Below are 20,954 nucleotides of genomic sequence, written 5' to 3'. Positions count from 1 at the left end.
GAGCGCTCAATCTGTCAAACAATTTTAGTGCCTAAAGTGCCGGTAGCCGGTGAAAACCATTGCCATATCCAGCTCGTCGCAGGCTTTGATGACCTCTGGATCGGCTTTTGAGCCACCTGGCTGGATGACGGCTTTGATCCCCTGGCGATAGAGTTCGTCGATGGAATCCCGATATGGGAAGAAGCCGTCCGAAGCGCAAATGGCTTTGCTGAGATCATGATTGAACTTTTGCGCTTTGTAAAGAGCAAAGGTGGTGGAATCGATGCGGCTGGTTTGTCCTATCCCCAGCCCCAGAGTTCCGTCCTTGCTGGTCAGCGCGATGGCATTTGAACGCAGGATGGAAACCACTTTCCAGCCAAAGACCAAAGCCGCGAATTCTTCCTGGCTGGGCTGGCGCTGGGTCACCACTTTCATAATGTTGATCGGCTCATCCACCAGATCCCATTCCTGCAGCAAATAGCCCCAGCCCAGGGTCTTGATCTCCATCGGATTGCTGGGACGGACAAGCAGTTGCGGATCATACTGGATCAAGCGACGGTCTTTCTTTTTCTTCAGGATGTCCAGAACTCCAGGCTCATAACCCGGCGCGATGATGATCTCCGTGAAGATGCGGTTGATCTGCACCGCGGTTTCCAGATCCAAGCTTCTATTCACGATCACGATCCCGCCAAAGGGTGATATCGTATCTGTAGCAAAGGCTTTGCGGTAGGCATCGCTGAGGCTGAAACCGCAGCCGATGCCACAGGGATTGCAATGTTTGGTGATGACCACGGTGGGCTCTTCGAAGAGGCGCACCGCCCGCAGTGAGGAATCGATATCCAAGAGATTGTTGAAGGAGAGATTCTTGCCGTGCAGGATATCCCAGCCCTTGCGTTTGTTCACATAAAAGCCCGCCATTTGATGTGGATTCTCGCCATAACGCATCGCCATGTTGAGCGAGCAGGAAAGATCAAAGAATGGCGGCACATTGCGTTCCGGCTTTTCCTGATCCCGCAATCCGGCAAAATAATCAGCTATATCCGCATCATAATGCGAGACCATGGCAAAGGCTTTTTGTGCCAATTCGACGCTGAAATCAGGGGTCAGCATTCCACCATGCCGCAGGTGTTCGATCGTGGGGAGATAGTCCTTGGGGTCGGTGAGCACCACCACATTTTGATAGTTCTTCGCCGCGGCTCGGATGAGCGAAGGACCTCCAATATCGATGTTTTCGATGATCTCCGCTTGGGTGGAACCCTCATGAAGCCGTATCTGGGCAAAGGGATAGAGATTTACCACCACCACGTCGATGTGTTCGATATTCAATTCCTGCAGAGTCTTTGCGTGCTCCACGTTGTTGCGGTCTGCCAATATTCCCGCGTAGATCACAGGATGCAGAGTCTTCACCCTTCCGTCCAATATCTCTGGGAATCCGGTGAGATCCGAGACTTCCACCACATCTGGACAAAACTGGCGCAGGTGTTTGGCAGTGTTTGAGGTTGAAAGGATACTATAACCCAGGCTGTGCAACTCGGTTGCGAGTAGCTCGATCCCGGATTTGTCGCTCACGCTGATCAGGGCATACTTTTTCATGTTTCCTCTTCTTCATCTATAATTTTTGTTAAATTCTTAAGTTCGCTACTTTTCAAATAGCTCTCGATGCGGGTGTTGATTTTCTCGTTGCTATACATTTCCACGGTCAGGCGCAGCACTTTCTTGGGATCTTCCTTGAGCCGTTTGGAATAATCCTTGTTTTCGATCACGGAGACTAACACGATGCCACCGAGGATGATCACCCAATTGATATATATCCACATTAGAAAGATGGGTAGTGCCGCCATCACTCCATAGATTGCCTGGATGTTGGTGAGCCGGTAGATATAGAAATCGAAACCGGATTTTGCCACAACCCACACCACAGTCGTCCAAAACGCTCCTCTGAACAGCGAACTCCGTTTGATCCGGATCGTAGGTAGCAGCATGTATAAAAACAACATCGCCAAAAACTGCAACACAAAAGGGATGACATACATCAGATACTGCAACCCGGGCAGGCGCAGCATCATCGAAATGATCGGCAGCGAGCTGCTGGAAAAGAGCAGGATCATGATGAAGAGACCAAAGATCACAGTGCCGGAAAACTTGATTATCTGTGAAAGCAGATCTTGCGAATAACGGAATTGCAGGCTGAGAATGCGATCGAAGGTATCCCGGATCACTTTGAACAGAGAATAGGAAGTTACCAGCAGGATGATGAAATTGAAGACATTGAAACCCGAACGCCGCGCCATCATTTCGTCAAAAAACTGGATGATCGCCTGAGCCGAACCAGGGAAAAAGTTGTTTGCCACAACGGTCTGAAACTTCTCCTTGAGATTCAAAAAGGGAAGATCGGGAGCGATCAAAAATATGAAAGTGATAAAGGGCAGAAAGCCCAAAATCGTGATATAGGTGAGCGATGCTGATTCCTTCAGCACACCTTCCGTGGTGATCCGCACATAGAGCGTGTGGAAGAAATGTGATACGTTTTTCAGGATCAGTTTCCGCTTGCGGGGGTTCTGCAAATGTTCCCAAGTGCGTTTGGTATCGGCGATCACAGTCCGCAGATAGGACATGATCGAATCGATCAAGCTGCTGAATGGCTGAAACTTCTTTTTGGTCATCGGTTATTCCTCTCTCAACGCTACGACTGGATCGAGGCGGCTGGCACGATATGCAGGCATGATGCCAAATCCCAAACCCACGCCCACCGAAACGATAAGCGCCACAAAAATCATCGATACCGATGCCGCAACCTTGATGTTCAAATAATCTCCCACCGCTCCGAGGATGCCCAAACCTAAGATAACACCCAAAACTCCGCCTAACCCCGTGATCAAAACCGTCTGCACCAAAAACTGGACAAATACGTCAAAACTGCGTGCTCCGACAGCGATGCGAACTCCGATCTCGCGGGTGCGTTCCTTGATCGATGCCAACATGATGTTCATGATCACGATTCCTCCCACCAGCAGTGATATGACAGCGATCAGGATGAAAACAGCCGAGAAGATCATCGTGTTTTGTTTCATTTGATCAAGCTCTTCCTGAGCGGAACTGACCGTGAACAAACGCTTGCCGCCCTTGAGGTTGAGGATGATGCCTTCCAGTTTCTGTCTCAGTTCCTTAGCGGCATCGGGGCTGGATGCTTTGATTTCGATGCTGCTGATTCTTTCACCCGGGCTAAGCTTACTCAGCATCGTGGAGATCGGAACAAAGGCACGCCGGTTCAGATATTCCAGGGCGTTGTCTCCAAAGGCTCCGCTCCCACCTTGGTTTTGCCAGTATTTTTCATCGAGCACGCCCACAACCATCAGCTTTTGTTTCTTCAAAACCACGTATTCGCCAAGGGAATTGCGCGAGCCAAAGAGTTCGCGATTCATGGTCGAGCCCAATACTATGACGTTGTTGTGCAGATCCATATCGACGTTGGAAAAGAATCTGCCTTTGTCCACCTGCCAATCTTCCACGATCATCATGTCCGGCATCACTCCAATGACCGATCCCTGATAGCTGAGATCGCCACGTAAAACGACACCGTCTCGAAGCTGCACCTGGGGATTGAAAGCCTCTGCGGATGGGATCTGGCTGCGGATATAATTGATCTCCCGCAGGTCAAAACTGGCATCGCCCCCGCGGCTGAAATCATAGCTCCAATTGCGATTGACCTCGATTTTGTTCAAACCGCCCCGTTCCGACATCCAACTCAGGGTAGATTGGTTCATGCCGTTCACGATTGCCAGCACTACCATGATGCACATCACTCCAAGGATGATTCCGATCACGGTGACGGCGCTGCGCACTTTGCGGGTCATGATGTCCGCCAAGCCGATGCTGATGGATTCTCTAAGCTGAATCGCCACTTTCAATCCTTCCATCCATGATGCGGATGATACGATCGGCACGAGCGGCGACGGCGGGATCGTGGGTGACGATGATCACGGTGTTTCCATTGCGGTGAAGCTGGGAAAATATCTCCAGGATATCTCCTCCGGCTTGGGAATCGAGATTTCCGGTGGGTTCGTCCGCCAAAAGGATGGTGGGGTCGTTCACGATCGCTCTGGCGATCGCAACGCGTTGTCTCTGCCCGCCGGAAAGCTCCGATGGCTTGTGTTTGATGCGGTCGCTGAGCCCCACGCTTTCGATGATCCATCTTGCCTTTTCTTTTCTGCGTGAAGGATTCATGCCGCTATACATCAGCGGCAGCTCCACGTTTTTGAGTAAGCTCAGATGCGGAAGCAGGTTGAAGGATTGGAACACAAAGCCGATCTTTTTGTTGCGGATCGAAGCCAGCGCTGATTTTGGCATCGCGCTCACCATCTCCCCTTCCAAAAGATAATCTCCCGTCGAAGGACTGTCCAGACACCCAATGATATGCATCAGAGTGCTTTTCCCCGATCCGGAGGGACCCATAATGGCGACAAACTCCCCCCTCGCGATAGTCATATCGACTCCGCTCAAAGCGCGGACTTTCACCTTTCCCAGGTCATAATCCTTGATCAGATCTCGGGTGCTGATAATCTCCATATTTTTATCCAATTTAGCCCAACAAATCATGCCATGGCTAATTGTCAACTAAAAAAGAGGTGGAGCTTGAGGGAGCGGTCAGATCGTGGAGGAAAGGTGAAAAGTGGAGGGTGAAGAAACTCAGAACTTAGAGTGGTGCTCTGCCTTAAAACTTCGCCGATCAAGAGCTTAGTATTGCCGCCTGAAACTCGCTGCGGAGTTTTGAATTAAACCTAGGGTTCAAGATGTGCAAACCACACATCAAAGATAAATTTAGTTAATTTAGTATGAGCTTATTTTCTTCCCAGATGTCTTTGCACTTCCAGTAATGAAACAGGGATTTGTTTCGCGGAAATCTCATCCAACCATAGAGCATCCTCTCTATCATATAGAATCAGAGCTACTATCCGGTAGAAACATGACGGGCTGAATTGACCAACTCCTAAGTGGATAAAGTTCAATGCGGTAGTATTTGTCAGATACCCAAAATGTTGATTATCAGGCAGTTGATCAAATAATACGAGATATCGGTTCACTTCAATGGGATCTCCAGTGGTGGTGGATAATACCGCATCCCAGGATAGATGCGCGTCCGCACCGATCATGGCTATTTGCAGATTTTGCACTGAATCGGGGGGAGAGGAAACGCCTCTGCCGGTGAGGGCAAAAGTCAATTGGGGATGGTTTGTGGCATTACTGGCAATGATCAAACTATCGCTCACGATCCCTTCGGTCATAGGTGTGAAAGTTATCCCGATGGCATAGGAAGAACCGGGTGGAACTGTTATCGGAACATCTTGATTGATAACTTCAAAGACAGAGTATCCAGACTGTAGTGTAATAGAATTTAGCACAATCGCTTCGTTTCCGATGTTTACCAGATTGGCATATTCTGGAGCAGGAGTATTATTTAGATATACAGAGCCAAAATCCAGGGTGATCGGTCCGCAATAGTCAATCAGTTGATCTTGGACGACAAACATGATCTCATTACCAAAAACTGAACCCAGAAAACCGTTGTCGATCGTTTGAGCTGAAGCATAGTATGTAACTCCAGGCTGTGGGTTGAACAGATATTCCTTTCTCCCTCTGGCAGCAATCCTGCGAAAGCCATTGGCGCTTGACATAGGTGATATCACGTCGCCCAACCCCGGACCCGTGCCGATTCTAAGGTTATATGTAAGCGCGGCAAAAGGAGTGGTGTCATCCGATGCTCCCGAAAAGGAGAACCTATTTGATACATGATCAAATGCGACAGTAGGAGGAGAGGGAGCAGTGTTTACAGCAGGGAAGTTATTTTGATACACTGCGCTATGATATCCGGTACCGTTATAGCCTGCAAGAATCAGATCGATCTTGCCGTCATTGTTGTAATCCCCCCAGGCACTAAACGAACTGCTCAGACCGGGGAATCCCGCATTGACATTGCTGAAAATCCCAAAGTTGTCGTTCCGGTATAAGGTCGAAAACCTGTTCTGATCCCAACGACCGGTGATCAGCAGATCCGGCAGTCCCCCTTAGCATTACGGTATCAATACGGACTCATTACGGACTAAGTCCGTATTGACTCCGTAATGCTAAGGAGGTAGCTGCAGCAGCGGAGAAGATGTAGCGCAGCATGCCGATGCTGCGGAGGAGTCTGCAAAGAGTTAGCCTGTTATGAGTTAAATCATGGGGTGGGGAATTCCGATCCCCCACACTACCACAGTTCCGTCCTACCGGACTCATACTTGGTTTTGTGTTGTGTGTCCACGGGGTGGAGCGAACACGAAAACCCGTGACCGACGGAGACAAAGACCATATCCAAGCCACATCTGGGGCTGGGGCGCGTGAACCGACGGGGACGTCGGTAATGCCAAATTCTTTCCCAAAAAAAGCCCCGAACACAATGTCCGGGGCGGTATTATCGATTCAGGCAGAATCTACTACTGCATGAGGATCATCTTTTTGGTGGAGACAAAGCTCCCAGCTGTCATCCGGTAGAAATAGATGCCGCTGGCAATGTTTTTGCCCGCATCGTCCTTTCCATTGAACACGACGCTAAAGCGTCCGCTGTTGTGCTCTTTATTCACCAGGGTGCGCACCAATTGCCCTTTGACGTTATAGATCCCGATAGAAACGGCTGAGGGGTCTTTGACCGCGTAGCTGATCGTGGTTTCGGGATTGAAGGGATTGGGGAAGTTCCCCCCCAGCTCCGTATGATAAACCGGCATCAAATCATCATCCGTAGCTGATCCGGGGTGAAGGACGAAGTTTACCGTGGTAGTAAGATTGGTGTTCACGAGGACGTCATGGACAGTGAGGGTAATGAATCCCGTCTTGGAAGCGGTGACGCTGTATGTGCCGACGGGGACGAGCAAGCTGTAGGCGCCGGAGGTGTTTGTCGTGGCGGTAAATGCACCCGCGGTGATTGTAGCTCCCTGAATCGGTGCTGTTTGAGGAGTCCTCACCACGCCGGAGATGGATCCGCTGACCACTTGTTTGACCAATTGATTGGAGAAAGCGGGTACGGACATGACGTTTGAGGTATAGACTGCTCTGACTGCCCAGCGATAGGTGTTGTTTGGCAGATTCATCCAGTTGGTGTCAATAAGAGTCTGTCCTGGAATCGTTGCCGTGGTCAGAAGAGTCCAAGTCTGTTCGCTCTGCTCCATTCCCGCAGTCAGACGCCAGACCTTGTAGCCGATCAGGGCGCGGCTGTTGTACCGACCACCGCTTTGGACGTTTGTAGCGGTGAATTTGCCCTCGACGCGCGGATACGCATGTCTAACATCTTTGGAGAGCCGCAAAGGAAGGCTGGCATCGATGGATGTGTTTGGTCGGGTGGAACTTACAGAAGTCCTGCTGAAATCCGATGCGGCAAAACGCAATGCGCCGACTTCGTTGCCGACATAGATATCGTCTATGAACCAGACATACCAAAGACCGTCATTTGAAGGCGGATCATCCGCGTGCCAGGCGAGCTTGATCTGCTGTCCCTCATACATGGAGAGATTGATGTTGATCGGCGTGGTATAGTAGTTCCATCCACCGGTCAGAGCTGAGGCATCCCAAAGGATCGTCCAGGTGGTTCCTCCGTTTGCGGAGACTTTCACATAGTAGTGATCGCCATTGGTGGAACCGAGAAAGACATAGGAATCGAACCTCAAATATGCTGCGGGGGGGCAGTTGAAGGAGGGGGTCATCAACCATTCATCCTGGTGACTATAGCTCCACCACAATCCGGCTTGATGGCTACCGTCCGTGGGATTGACTGGGTTTCCGCCGATGGTGATGCCACCCGTTCTGCACCAAGTGGGAAATACTCCATTGGCGTTGGCGGGACCGTTGTTGTTGATTACCCTCGACCAGCTTTCCGGCGGGAAGGAATCACCTTCAAAGCTCTCAGTCAGATCGAGTGCGGTGGGATCCGGTGCCTGCCATTGGAGGCTGATTTGGGTGTTGTTGTTGATGATCTCACCCTGCACTTGTCTGGGCGCGTAGGCGATCTCACTTAAGATGATGTTTCCGAAAGAATAGTTTGTGCTGCCCACGTTGATGACACCGCTGGCGTTTTGATAGCCGGGGCAGATGACGGTATAATTGTAGGTCTGATTCGCGTAAACGGTGGGTATGCTGAAGAGCCCCTGGGTATTGGTGGTGCCGCTATAGTTATCATAGCCCTGCAAGAATATCCCCGCTCCGGGAAGTCCCAATCCGGTGTCGCTGGCAAGAATGGTTCCGCCGACGGTCACTTGCGGCATCTGGACAAGGTTGATATTCAGGGTCAGGGTCACATCTTCCGAGATCTCAACGGTTTGGGTCTGGTTGATATATCCGTACTTGCTGAAGGTTACCTGATAGGTGCCCGTGATGAGGTTTTGAATCTGATATAGTCCCTGGGCGTTGGTAGTTGCGCTATATCCGCCGGTGGCAAATTGCATTAGAACTCCGGCTAACGGCGCTCCGCCGGCTCCATAGACCGTTCCGTTGATGTGTCCCACTCCTCCGGGGACGATGTAGAAGGATGTTTTGGGGAAGGCTCCGCTTGCTGTGGCGGTGGGAGGATTGGCAGGATCGTATGCGATGCCGTCTGAATAGGCGTTGCGGGCGCGGTTCGTTCCCACGGTCTGGGTCAGAAACAAATCCGAGGGACTGAAGTATTGGGTGTCCATGGGACGGTTTACCAATAACACGAGGTTTTGTCCGTTCAGATACATAAAGGGTGTGGTGAAGGGGATGTGGATCAGGTTTTGTCCGCTGGGATAGTTCACGTTGCCGTCGAAGACGAGGGTCAACTGAGTGGAGGGGATCCATCCGGCGGAGAGATCGTTTTGGGTGGTGGTGCCCATCCATATTTTGGTGGGTTTGTTCGGCAGATTGGTCGCAAAGTTGTTGTAGAATCCAACGCCAAAGATGACGCCGATCGTGTTTCCAAGCTCCGCGGGATAGTATAGGGTCTCAAACAGCGAGTTCATGTAATACATATCCAATGGGAAGCGACCGGTCTGGTTGCCTGAGCCGATGGTGAGAACCATCAAGCCCTGGGGTTGGACGACGACAGGGAAGTTCGGGGTTTGGTCGTTCAGGTTGTTTTGATCTCCCGTGAGGAAGACCTTGCCATAGACCTGGGTGGCGCCTTCCACGGTGGGAGTCCATGGCACAGCAACGACGACCGTCTGACCGGGATTGATGTTTGGACCGGCAACTGATCCAAGCTCGACGTCGCCGGTGCGGAAGAGCTTCACCTGATAGGTCGTTTGCGGGTTCGAACCCCAGTTGAAGATGCTGATGCTATAGTTTGACAGCATGCCCACGGAGGGCGTGGTGTTTCCGGTTATTGATAGCGCGGCAAGATCATTTTGAGGGATGTATTCCAGCATGATGTTGTCCAGAAAAATGGAGCGGTTCGTTCCACCCAGTCCATGCTTGAAAGCGATGGTTCTGCCCGTGCCGGTATAACCTCCGAAAGTGACCACGTATTCCGTCCAGGTAGTGCTGAGAGTGATCACCTGGGTTTCGATGTAGGTCGCAGCGATTTGCGGATTGGTTAATACACCCACGGAGAGGGTGAAGTTCGCTCCGGAGGAACGGGCATAGAATTTGGTTCTGGTAGCGTTGGTGTTGATCGTGTTCACGTATGGAGGCGCTACGAAGATCAGCGAAGCGTTGGCGTCCGTGCTGTTTGTCATCAGAGCGCTATTAGGCGCCGAGTATGGGGTTGTGGCGCTGGTCGTCACTCCTGCGGCGGGGGCGATGGATTGGACGATGGTTGTCCATTGCACAGGTAAAGCGGGAGCTGTGACCGCATCGAAGTTTTGCAAGTAGGGCAGCGCGGTGATGGTGGGATCGACGCAGCTACCCGTCAGCGCGATGGTGTTGGGTAGGCGGTCCCGGGTGGAGCGTCCCCCTGAACGAAGGTGATCGTTCACGGTGATCGTGGCTGTATGGTTCCCCGCGATCGTGGGATTGTATCTTGCGGTGAAGGTGAGTAACTGACCGGTATTCAGGTTTGCCGGAAGCGCGGGCAGGTTTTGCAGGGTCATGTATTCACTGCCTGCGATGCCGATGCTGGTGATGGTGAGGGTTCCGCCACCTACGTTCATCACGTTGAAGTTGCGGTTGTGGGTGCTGTTCAGGAGCACCGTTCCATAGTTGTGGCTGCTGGGGTTGACCATAAAAATCGGATTTGGGCCAATTGGAGTCATGTGGAAGGTGGTCTTAGGAAATTGCCCGGTCGGTGTGGCTCCGGTGGGAGGATTTTCCGGGAAGTACTGCGTTCCGTCGGAATAGATATGCAGACTGCGGTTCGTGCCCACGGTCTGGCTATAGAAAACGTCCGAAGGGGAGAAATACTGCGTGTCCATGGGACGGTTCACCATCATCACGAGGTTTCCGCCGGCGTAGGTATATGGAGTTTGCAGGGGGATGGTGATGGTATTTTGCCCGATGGGATAATTCACATTGCCGTCATAGACGAGTGTGAGCTGCGTGGAGGGAATCCATCCACCGGCAAGGTTGTCGTTTTGAGTGGAGCCGAGCCAGATTTTGGTGGGTTTATTCGGCAGGTTGGTCACAAAGCTGTTGTAGAAGGAAAGAGCCGTGACTGTGCCGAACATACCGAGTTCCTGAGGATAGTAAAGAGTCTCGAAGAGGCTGTTCATCCAGTACATATTGACGGGGATCTGGGCTTGCTGGTCTCCCGCTCCGACGGTGACGACCACCATGCCTTCGGGCATGACGGTGATGTTCAATGGCTGAGTCTGGTCGTTGTTTGGGTTTTGATCTCCGACAAGGACGACCCTGCCACGAATGATCAGCGGACCCTCGGTTGCGGGGGTCCAGGTAACAGTGAAATCGATGGTCTGTCCCGCGGCGATGGGAGTGCCGGCGATCGATGCCAGTTCAGCCCCCGTAGATGTGACAAGCTTGACCTGATATACGTTTTGGGCATTGGAGCCGCGATTGCGAACCGTTATGGTATAATTGGTGGGAGTTCCCTGCGAGGGAGTGGTATCTCCAAGTAGTCCCACAGCCGCCAGATCGTTGTTTGCTGCCACTAAAGGCAGGAACTCATAGATGGTGCCATTGGCTGGGAAGGCTGAGATTGATATGTTTTCCGTGGTTTGGGATACAGTTGCCGGCGGACCGGGAGTTACGCTGTAGATCCAGGTTGATCCACCGGGCAGCATGTTTATCCCGATGGAAGCCGAAGCGTTGGAAGGCGTGCCGGTATAGGTGCCATAGATGAAGTCTATCTTTCCGGTTTCATAGAGACGCACCTGAAAGTTGAACTGGTTGGTGGCGCTGTAATTCCACCTCGCGTTTTGATACTGAACCGTGAAGATCCGGTTTGGCGCCGTGCCCGTCACGAGATACTGTGCCGTGCCGCCGGACAAACTGATGTCATCCCAGAGCGGTGCTGCCAAAGGACGGTACTCGGTGGACAGAAGCTGGTTGCTCAGATTGCTGTGAGCAAAAGTTGGACCAAAACCCACCCATCCGTTTGAGGAAACGCGAACCACCGTATAAACGTTTTCTCCATAGGGAAAGGTAAACCCGATATTGATGGCTTCGGATAAGGCATCGTCCGAGTGAATCGACGGAATTGGGGTTCCTGTGATCGGAACGTATGTTCCAGTGGTGGCATTGAATGAGTAAAACTCGTCTATGCCGGCAAAACATAACAAAGAGATTGCGATCATCAGGTTAATCAAGAGGATCTTTTTCATGATCGGCTCCTTTAGTTTATTTATCTTATTTTCGTTTTTATACTCATTTTCCTATGTTGACCCATACTCAGTGTCACTGTTATAGGTGCGTTTTTTCAATCTTATGAAGATGAAAACAACCACGACACCACGCTTACGGAGTAGGATGAAATTGTCAACCATTTTTCCCTGATTTTGCAGATCATGCGTTTCACATGCCGGATTGAATGCACAGATCACGGTTTGTGATACCTTTGGCAGCCAGTTCTTCCTGTTCTGTTAGCCAGGCGTCGATGCCGATCTCGCGGATGCGGTGATTGTTCTGCACTATAAACGGATAACGTCTAATGAAATCGGTTAGTTGTTTACAGGGAAATTCGACGCAGAAAGCACAGACGTCGATGTCTTTGGCGATGGCGCACTTGCGGATCCCGCAATCAGGGTCTCCACAGCCGCCGCGGCAAAAAGGGCTGGTCTGATCAAGTTCGGAGATGCTTTTCAACACTTTCCAGAAATCCGGAAACTCGGGAAAGAGCTCGGAACCATAGAATTCCCAACCGTCTTCCTGAAGGGTTTGATGCAAGTTTCCCGCCAGGCGCGGCAAGGTGGCAACGATGCTGCACATCCTGCAGTTCAGTCCACAGTAACACAAGTAGTCTTTTGCGGTTTTAGTCGTCATGCAATCTACCTCGCTTATATCGCGTTAACGATGCAAGAAACATTCCTTTTTTCACGATAATATCTGCCTTCCTCAAAGTCCGGGAATGTGGAATTGATTCAACAGCTTAAAAAAATTATGAGTAAAAAAAAACGGGTGTCACAAGGACACCCGTTTTTTAAGGACTGCGCTATTGTTGTTTCAGCGTGTTTGTATTACTTGATTTTGGCTGGAACTGGTTCAGGCACCGGAACCACGACTGTAGTATCAGTGGGGATTTCTATAGCCGGAGCGATTTCTTCAGTCTTGGGTTCTTCGGTCTTTGCTTTGCACGCGCTGAAAGCGACCATGCCGATAAGCATCATAGCGATTAGGGCCAATAAGATAAGTTTTTTCATGGTGATTCCTCCATAAGTGAAATCCATATTTTTTTGGGTTTGATTTTGATATTTTCGGCAGATATAGCCATGCCGGGGCTTTTTGTTTGAAAGGCGAAAAAGGCGCGAGCCCTTTAGTATCCTTTCACACAGTCCTTACTCACATCTATGTACTTGTTTATTGTCGCCAACCTATAGAGTATGATATTTTTGGCAAGAGATTTTTTTTGGGGATACCCTAAAAAGACAAATCAAGCCCGGCATGAACCATGCCGGAACCGAAATCCGCAAAGCCGTTTTCCCGATAGCCAAGCCCATAGGCGATACCCAGAATTCCGAGTCTGGTATTCACTTTGATGCCAAGCCCCAGAGCGAGGAGGTCTGATTTGAAACGATTCAGCGGCAATGCGTAAGCGCCATGATCAAAAAAGACGAATGCGCGCGATTGGGGACTGAGGTGATAGCGCAGCTCATAATTTGCCCATCCGAGCCGGTGGCTTCTGATCTCATCTTCGCCATAGCCCCGCAGGCTGGAATAACCACCCATTTTATAGAGTTCATAATCCAAAGCCGCGGTGTCGTTGAGGTTGCGAAGGTGAAATCCCAGCGACGTCACAAAGCGGTTTGATATCCTCAAGTAGGTGCTGTAATCCGCTTCAAAGGCGTCCCTGAAACGTTTCGCGAGGTCTGAGTAGATTATGCGATAGACGAGATCAGCTTCGATGCCTTTGGCAGGATTGATCCTCGGGCGGCTGTTGTCGAATCTCCAGAACGCGCCGATGCTGCGGCGGGCGTTTTTATCCACGATAATGGGACGCCGCATGCCCGGAGCGATGGATTCACCCACCATTTCGATGCCATAGCGGTGATTGGCAAAATAGGAATAAATCTCGGCGCGGACCTGAGATTTGATCCAGGAAGAATCCTGCACTGCGCGATAGAGATAGAGATCGCCGGAGAGCGGAAAGCGGTTGAGCCCTGATTCATGATAGCTGAGTTCCAGTTCTCCGCTGCCGCTGTGTTCTTTCCAATACAGACTGATCGATCGATCCGAACCCCAGAGATTGAGAAACTTCAAGCGCAACAGACCGCTGAGCTCGGTTTTCAATTCACGCTGGTTGATTCCCAGGATGCCTTCCAGATAGGTCATCTTGCCTTCTTCGATCTTGATCAGGAGGCTGTTTTCCTCGATCGGTTCGATGATCGCGTCCCGGATATAGGCTTTGCGCAGGATGTTTTGTTCCGCCTGATCGAGAGCCTGGGGGGTGATCAAAGGCTTTTGCGCCAGCCCGGAAAGCTTGATCAGGGTTTGATCGCGGGTATATTGGTTGCCCTCAAAATAGTAGCGTTCCGCCTTGAAAGGCTTGCCTTCCTCGATTCTCAGCCAGGCGCCGAGCGCGTCCCCATAAACCAATGAGTCCAGGCTCACCTTGGCAAAGAGATAGGCGCGTTGATGATATTGATCCAGGATCAGGTTCATCAAGCCCGGCAGCTCATCAATGCTGAATCTGCGTTCCTCTCCGATGAGCAAAACCTGTTTCAGCTTTGCCTCGGAAAAATAACGCATGCCGACAAAGTGAACCGATACCTGCCTTGAACTGATGATCTCGTCCAAAAGAAAGCTCAAATCCAGCTCTTCCTCAGAAACCGGAATCAGCTCCGGATAAGGGATTTTCACGAAATGGCGTCCCTGTCTGCTTAGCTCGGTCTGCATAGCGGTGATCGCCATTTTCAGGAGCTCCGGGGAATATTCTGCTCCTTTCCTCAAGCCCGAAACCTGTCTCAGCCTCACTTCGTCAAAGGGAAAATCCGCGGAATAGGAAACCTCCCTGATCCTGAGAGCACCGATCTGCAAAGCGCAGAGCAGGATGGCGATCAGAACCGGCAGCTTCTTCATAGTGGGGTTTTGGTCAATCGCGATCCGCTTTCAAAACTGCGAGGAAAGCTTCCTGGGGGACGGACACGCTGCCGATATCCTTCATCTTTTTCTTGCCTTCCTTTTGTTTGTCCAATAGCTTGCGTTTGCGCGATACGTCTCCGCCATAGCACTTTGCCAGCACATCCTTGCGCATGGCGTTGATTGTGCTGCGGGCGATGATCTTGGCTCCGATGGAAGCCTGCAGGGCGATCTTGAACATGTGCCGCGGGATCACTTCCGAGAGCGTGGTGGTGACGCTTTTTCCCCAATTATGAGCTTTGTCGTGATGGCAGATAAAGCTCATGGCATCAACCTTTTCGCCGTTGATCAGGATATCCACCTTGACCACGTTTGAGGGACGGTAATCCTTGAAGGAGTAATCCAGCGAGGCATAGCCGCGGCTCACGGTTTTGAGCTTGTCATAAAAATCGAAGATAATCTCGATCAACGGCATCTCATAATGCAATGCTACGCGTTTTTCATCGATATACTGGATGTTTTTCTGGATGCCGCGGCGATCCTGAGCCAGTTTCATGATGTTGCCGATATAATCCGTGGGAACGATGATCTCCGTCTCCATAAAGGGTTCTTCGATGGTGTCGATATAGTTTGGATCAGGAAAGTCGATGGGGTTGTTGACGATGATGTCGGATCCGTTTTTGAGCTTGATCAGAAAGCGCACGCTGGGCGTTGTGGCAATGATCGGAATGTTATATTCCCGCATCATGCGTTCTTTCACGATCTCCAGATGCAGCATGCCGAGGAATCCGCAACGAAAACCATATCCGAGCGCGGCGGAATTTTCCTTTTCATAGATGAGCGAGGCGTCGTTTAGCTTAAGCTTGGCGATCGAATCCACGAGGTTTTCATAGTCCTCGCCGTTGATCGGAAAGATGCCGCTATAGACCATCGGTTTCGGCTCCATAAAGCCTGGCAGGATTTCCGTGCAGCCGCCCTTGGCGAGAGTGATGGTATCTCCGACGCGCGCGTCCGCCACTTCTTTGATATTGGCGATCACATATCCCGCCTCACCGGTCAACAATTCCTTTTGGGGAGAGAACTTGAGCCCCAGATATCCGATCTCTTCGATATCATATTCACGGGCGTTTGAAAAAAGCCGGATGCGGTCTCCCTTTTTCAGCATTCCGTCAAAGACGCGCACCAACACCACCACGCCGCGATACATATCAAAATAGGAATCGAAGATCAAAGCTTTGGGAGGAGAATTTTCCACGCCTTTGGGAGCGGGAAGGACTTCGACGACGGCGTCCAAAAGTTCGATGATGCCGAGTCCGGCTTTGGCGCTCACGCGTTTGATGTCAGTGGGTTTGCAGCCGAGGATTTCCACCAGATCGTGTTCCGTGCCTTCGATATCCGCCTTGGGCAGATCAATTTTGTTCAGTGCCGGCAGCAGCTCTAGGTTATTTTCCAGAGCCAGATAAAGGTTGCTCATCGTTTGCGCTTCGATGCCCTGGGAGGCGTCCACTAAAAGGATCGCGCCTTCGCAGGAAGCTAACGCGCGGGAAACTTCATAGGAAAAATCCACGTGCCCGGGGGTGTCGATCAGATTCAGGATATAGTCCTGTCCTTTATAGTTGTGGATCATTCTGATGGCGTGGCTCTTGATGGTGATGCCTTTTTCGCGTTCCAAATCCATGCTGTCCAAGACCTGAGCCACCTCAGCGCCTTTGCCGATCACGTGAGTCGCTTCCAAAAACCGATCCGCCAGAGTAGATTTTCCATGATCGATGTGGGCGACGATGCAGAAGTTTCGTATGTGTTCCTGTTTCATTTTTTGTCCTTATATCCTTGCCGGATAGCGAATTAAATCCATCTTACCGATTATGTGCCTTAAATTGCTTTGGCGCGCTTTTGTCAATCAAATTGAGTTTTTAGGTGGTTTGAATAAGGTGGAAGAGTGAGTTTCAGAGATTTGATTCACCACAGAGGGACAGAGGAATCAGAGAATGAGAAACGGAGCGGTGGACGAGTAGAAGGGTGGATTGTTAGGATATTCACCTTGGCGGCAAGCCGCTCTCTCACTTGACTGCGTTAATCAAGCCTTAATCAAGCGTTAATCAAGCGTTAGTTTTATTACGCTTGATTAACGCTTGATTAAGGCTTGATTAATGCTTTGGATGTAGCGCAGCATGCCGATGCTGCGAAATACATACGAAGAAAAACAAAGTAAATCGCGAAGCAAATATCCAAAGCAAATTTCTCAACCTGACAGTCGCGGCGACTTTCTTTACGATTTTATGTATCTTCAATGCGCCGATAATTCTGGTATGGAAGCCATCTCAACCCTGCAGCAATGCACTGCTGCGGTAGCTATCTCATCTCCTCTTCACACCCAAGCTCGCAAGATATAGACCAAACTCCAGCAGCACGATCGTCGCGCCGGTGGGCAGATTCAGATACCAGGAACACGCAAAGCCTCCCAGCGCCGCGACCAAACCCACAATTAGGCTGACAACGATGGCGGAGCCGAGTCTGCGGACAAGATTGAACGCCGTAGCTGCTGGCAGGATCAATTGCGCACTCACAAGGATGATGCCCGCGGATTTGAGATTGAGAACGATGTTGGCAGCCAGCAGAGCGAGGAAAATGCGGTTGATGAGATTCGCGCGGATGCGGTAAAATGCTGCCATTTCTGAATTGTAGGAGAGGTAAAAGAGCTCTTTGTAGAAGACGAGGATAAACGTCAGATTGGCAATCAGCAGCAGGATCAGATAGATGATCTCGGCTTTGCCGATGAGCAGGACGTTTCCGAAAAGATAGCTGGAAAGATCGAAAGTGTAGCTCTTTTTGAGCGAGATCAGCACCACGCCCAATGCCATGGAAACGGAGAGGAAGATGGTGATGCCGTTGGCTTCCTCCAGCTTTTTGTGTTGGGCGAGGAAACCGATGGCAAGCGCGATCAGGACTACAAAAGCGAGGGTCGTGGCAAAGAGATCGATGCCGAGTATCAAAGCGATGGCGATACCCGCAAAGCCAATGTGGGAAAGCGCTTCACCCATATAGGATATCTTACGCAGGGTCACAAACGGAGAAAAAAGCGCCAAACTAACAGCGGAAAGCACCGCGCCGATCAAAGCATAGACCAAAAAGCCATATTCAAACATCTTCAATAGCCCTTTTCAATGATCTTTACCGCTTTGCCGAAGGTCTTGTGAATCAATTCCGCGTTCACCATTTCGGTCTGGGTGTGGCAGTGCAGATGGCGGTTTAGGCAGACGAGAAAACTGCAATACTCGGTGAGGGTGTGCAGGTCGTGGGAGATGGTGATCACCGTCTTTCCCTGTTGATTGAGATCTTTGAGCAGGGCAAAAAAGGTTTCCACGCCGGTGTGGTCGATGCTGGCTTCCGGTTCGTCCAGGATCAGATATTTGCTGCGGGAAACGATCGCTCTTGCCAATAGCACGCGCTGAAACTCTCCTCCGGAAAGGGTTCCGATCAGACGTTTGGCGTGCTCTGCCGTGCCGGTATATTCCATCGCTTCAATAGCAAGCGCTCGATGCGTCTTTTTGAAACGCGCACCAAGCGGGATTTCTCCTGCCAATCCCATGAGAACGATGTCCATCGCGGTGGCGGGAAAACGGCGGTCAAAATCCTCACGCTGAGGCAGATAGCCGACTGGATTGTGGTTCAGCCATTGAAGATGAGGGCTTCCATCGATGAGTATCTTTCCCGTTTGCATGGGAATCATGCCGAGGATCAGCTTGATCAGGGTGGATTTTCCCGCTCCGTTGGGACCGATGATCGCCACAAACTCCTGATCCGCGATGGCGAGATTGATGTCCACAAGGATCTTGTTTTCACCGATGGAAAAGCTCAGGTCTTTGATCTCGATCATCTTGTCCGCGAGCGAGCTATTTCACTCATAGGTTCCTATTTAAGACCCAGTTTCATTCTTTCCCAATTGCCAATGAGAAACTCCGCGATGGTGGTCGCTTTTATGGTATAGCCCATGGGATCGATTTCGACGAGTTTGAGATCAAATTCGGTTGCCAGGATTTCCGCCGGCTGGCGGTTCATTTGCGGTTCCACGAAGATCGCCTTCACGTTTTTGGCTTTGATGCGTTTGCCCAGCTCCGCCAGTTCCTTTGGCGTAGGTTCCTTGCCGGGAGAGCTTTGCACGGCGCCGACGAATTCGATGTTGTAGGCATCCAAAAAATAGCGGAAACTGTCGTGAAAGGTGACCACTGCGGGATTGTGGATCGCGAGGCGTTCCTGCATGATGCGCTGATGCGCTGCGGTGATGGAGGATGCCATGCGGTGCCCGTTATCTTTGATCTTGTCCGCGATTTGGGGAAAATGGCTTTGAAGGATGTCCGTGAGGGCAATGACGCTTCGTAGCAGGATGGAAGGGGATGTCCAGATATGGGGATCGTTTTCCTCGTTATGATCGTCCTCATCGGGCATGCAGGAACATCCGTAAACCTCATTCAGCGCAAGAAGCTTCGCCATGCTGATGTGCTTATCTCCCCGGCTTTCAAATGCGGAGAGCAGATTGGTTTCCAGTCCGAGTCCGTTTGAGATCACCAGATCCGCATTCTGAAGCGCGGCAAGATCTGCCGGTTTGGGAGACCAGGTGTGTGGCGATGCGTCCGGCGGGATGATGCTTCGCACTTCGATGTCTTCGCCGACCAGCTCTTTCAATACCAGCTCCCAAGGATAGATGGAGACGATAATCAACTGTTTGCTGCTTTTAGCTTTTCCCTTGCAGGACAAGGTGCCCAGCAGGATCAAAAGCAAAAGTGGGATCAGGATCCGGCGGATACGCATTATTCCATTTCCTTGAGCAGCGAAGTCAGCAGCCGCACGCCCACTCCGGTGGCGCCATAGGAATAGACTCCGCTTTCCTTGTCGCGCAACGCAGTGCCGGCGATGTCGATATGGATCCAGGGTTTTTCCTCCACGAATTCACGGATAAAGAGGGCTGCGGTGATGGTTCCGGCTAAGGGTCCGCCGCTGTTTTTGAGATCGGCGACCTCGGATTTGATCAGTTCCTTGTAATCTTCGTGGGCAGGGAGCTGCCAGATCTTTTCGCCGCTGGATTCGGAGGCGGTTTTCAGCTTGTCCAGCCATTTGTCGTCGTTGGTGACGACGGCGGAGATCTGATTTCCGAGGGCTCCGACGGCGGCTCCGGTGAGGGTGGCGATATCGATGATCTTTTCCACATGCTCTTTTGTGATGGCATAGGTGATGGCGTCGATCAGAGTGAGGCGTCCTTCGGCATCAGTATTGATCACTTCGATGGTCTTGCCCGCCATGCTGCGAAGGATGTCTCCGGTGCGATAGGCGTCTCCTGAGATCATATTTTCACACGCGGCGATGATGCCAATGACGTTGATCTTGAGCTTGAGGGTGGCGATGGCGGCAAAGGTTCCGATCACTGCGGCGGCGCCAGCCATGTCGTTTTTCATGTTCACCATGCCCTGCGGGGTTTTGATGCAATATCCGCCGCTGTCATAGGTGAGTCCTTTTCCCACGAGTCCGATCACCTTGTTTTTGTGTTCCAGATTGCCGTGATATTTCATAATGATGAGGCGTGGTTCGTGTTTGGAGCCGCGTCCGACGGCGAGGAAGGCATCCATCTTGAGGCGTTTGAGCTTGTCCAGAGTGAATATCTCGAGGGAGAAACCGTATTGCAGGGCGGCTTTCTTGGCTGCTTCGGCAAGGCTTTCGGGAGTGATCACGTTCGCAGGCTCGTTCACCAGGTTGCGTGCCAGATTGGTTGCTTCCGCATAGATTCTGCCCTCTAAAATGCCGCGGTTGATATGGCGGGTGTTTTTGAGGTTGAGCGCCAGATGCACGGATTCGATGCTGTGCTGTTTGTCCGAGCTGAGATACTTGGAGAACTTGTATTCTGCCAGCAGGGCGGCTTCGGAAAGCACGTGTCCAAACTGGACATCCCCGGTGGGATTGACGAAACCGGGGAAGATATAGACTTGGCGCGCGTTCAGTTTCAGCGACGCGCGGATGCAAGAGGCAAAGAGCTGGCGCAGCTTGTCCATGCTGAGCTTCGCGGCAATGCCGATACCGCAAAGAATGACGTTTGTGCGGGTGTGATTCTGCACCGCCTGGAAACTCTTGAGCGCGGCATAGCTGAAGGTAAAATCGTCGCTTTTGACGAAAGTGGCGATGGCTTCCTTGAGCGTGTCGGTCAGGAATTCAACGTTTTTGATGTTTCCCTTTTCCTCCATCATTACCACTACGGTATCCATGTGATCGGGAAGTTTGCGCAACAAATCGATTTTCATGATTTGACTCCTATATTACAT

General features: G+C 51.2%; 14 protein-coding genes. All 14 read right to left on the bottom strand.

Annotation, left to right across the window (positions count from 1 at the left end):
• Positions 1-24: 24 nt before the first annotated feature.
• Positions 25-1,572, bottom strand: coding sequence for a bifunctional phosphoribosylaminoimidazolecarboxamide formyltransferase/IMP cyclohydrolase (gene purH / locus Q8M98_09255; protein MDP3114952.1), 1,548 nt, complete (start codon positions 1,570-1,572; stop codon positions 25-27).
• Entirely contained in the window at positions 1,569-2,642 is a 1,074-nt protein-coding gene (locus Q8M98_09250; protein MDP3114951.1) for a YihY/virulence factor BrkB family protein, read from the bottom strand. The genes purH and Q8M98_09250 overlap by 4 nt, the downstream gene beginning before the upstream one ends.
• A 3-nt stretch (positions 2,643-2,645) precedes the next feature.
• Positions 2,646-3,881, bottom strand: coding sequence for an ABC transporter permease (locus Q8M98_09245; GenBank protein MDP3114950.1), 1,236 nt, complete (start codon positions 3,879-3,881; stop codon positions 2,646-2,648).
• A complete protein-coding gene (locus tag Q8M98_09240; GenBank protein ID MDP3114949.1) occupies positions 3,865-4,545 on the bottom strand; it encodes an ABC transporter ATP-binding protein in 681 nt (226 codons plus the stop codon). Before Q8M98_09240 ends, Q8M98_09245 begins: the two co-directional genes overlap by 17 nt.
• 272 nt (positions 4,546-4,817) lie before the next feature.
• Complete coding sequence (locus tag Q8M98_09235) at positions 4,818-5,651, bottom strand: hypothetical protein (protein MDP3114948.1); 834 nt, start codon at positions 5,649-5,651, stop codon at positions 4,818-4,820.
• Between the two features lie 798 nt (positions 5,652-6,449).
• On the bottom strand, positions 6,450-11,735 hold the full coding sequence (locus Q8M98_09230) for a carboxypeptidase regulatory-like domain-containing protein (protein MDP3114947.1): 5,286 nt from the start codon (positions 11,733-11,735) through the stop codon (positions 6,450-6,452).
• Positions 11,736-11,925: 190 nt separating this feature from the next.
• Positions 11,926-12,393 carry a DUF3795 domain-containing protein gene (locus Q8M98_09225; protein MDP3114946.1) on the bottom strand — a complete coding sequence of 156 codons (468 nt, stop codon included), beginning with the start codon at positions 12,391-12,393 and terminating at the stop codon, positions 11,926-11,928.
• A 194-nt stretch (positions 12,394-12,587) separates the two neighbouring features.
• A complete protein-coding gene (locus Q8M98_09220) occupies positions 12,588-12,770 on the bottom strand; it encodes a hypothetical protein (GenBank protein MDP3114945.1) in 183 nt (60 codons plus the stop codon).
• A gap of 217 nt (positions 12,771-12,987) precedes the next feature.
• Complete coding sequence (locus tag Q8M98_09215; protein MDP3114944.1) at positions 12,988-14,646, bottom strand: BamA/TamA family outer membrane protein; 1,659 nt, start codon at positions 14,644-14,646, stop codon at positions 12,988-12,990.
• 13 nt (positions 14,647-14,659) lie between these two features.
• Complete coding sequence (gene lepA / locus Q8M98_09210; GenBank protein ID MDP3114943.1) at positions 14,660-16,459, bottom strand: translation elongation factor 4; 1,800 nt, start codon at positions 16,457-16,459, stop codon at positions 14,660-14,662.
• A 544-nt stretch (positions 16,460-17,003) separates the two neighbouring features.
• Positions 17,004-17,792, bottom strand: coding sequence for a metal ABC transporter permease (locus Q8M98_09205; GenBank protein MDP3114942.1), 789 nt, complete (start codon positions 17,790-17,792; stop codon positions 17,004-17,006).
• Positions 17,793-17,794: 2 nt separating this feature from the next.
• A complete protein-coding gene (locus tag Q8M98_09200) occupies positions 17,795-18,523 on the bottom strand; it encodes an ABC transporter ATP-binding protein (GenBank protein ID MDP3114941.1) in 729 nt (242 codons plus the stop codon).
• 35 nt (positions 18,524-18,558) lie between these two features.
• Positions 18,559-19,455 carry a metal ABC transporter substrate-binding protein gene (locus tag Q8M98_09195; protein MDP3114940.1) on the bottom strand — a complete coding sequence of 299 codons (897 nt, stop codon included), beginning with the start codon at positions 19,453-19,455 and terminating at the stop codon, positions 18,559-18,561.
• Complete coding sequence (locus Q8M98_09190) at positions 19,455-20,933, bottom strand: leucyl aminopeptidase (GenBank protein MDP3114939.1); 1,479 nt, start codon at positions 20,931-20,933, stop codon at positions 19,455-19,457. The genes Q8M98_09195 and Q8M98_09190 overlap by 1 nt, the downstream gene beginning before the upstream one ends.
• Positions 20,934-20,954 lie beyond the last annotated feature (21 nt).

This window comes from Candidatus Cloacimonadaceae bacterium (assembly GCA_030693415.1).
Taxonomy (GTDB): Bacteria; Cloacimonadota; Cloacimonadia; order Cloacimonadales; family Cloacimonadaceae; genus JAUYAR01.
Note: the sequence above shows the minus strand (reverse complement) of the source record. Positions and strands in the feature narration are given on the sequence as shown.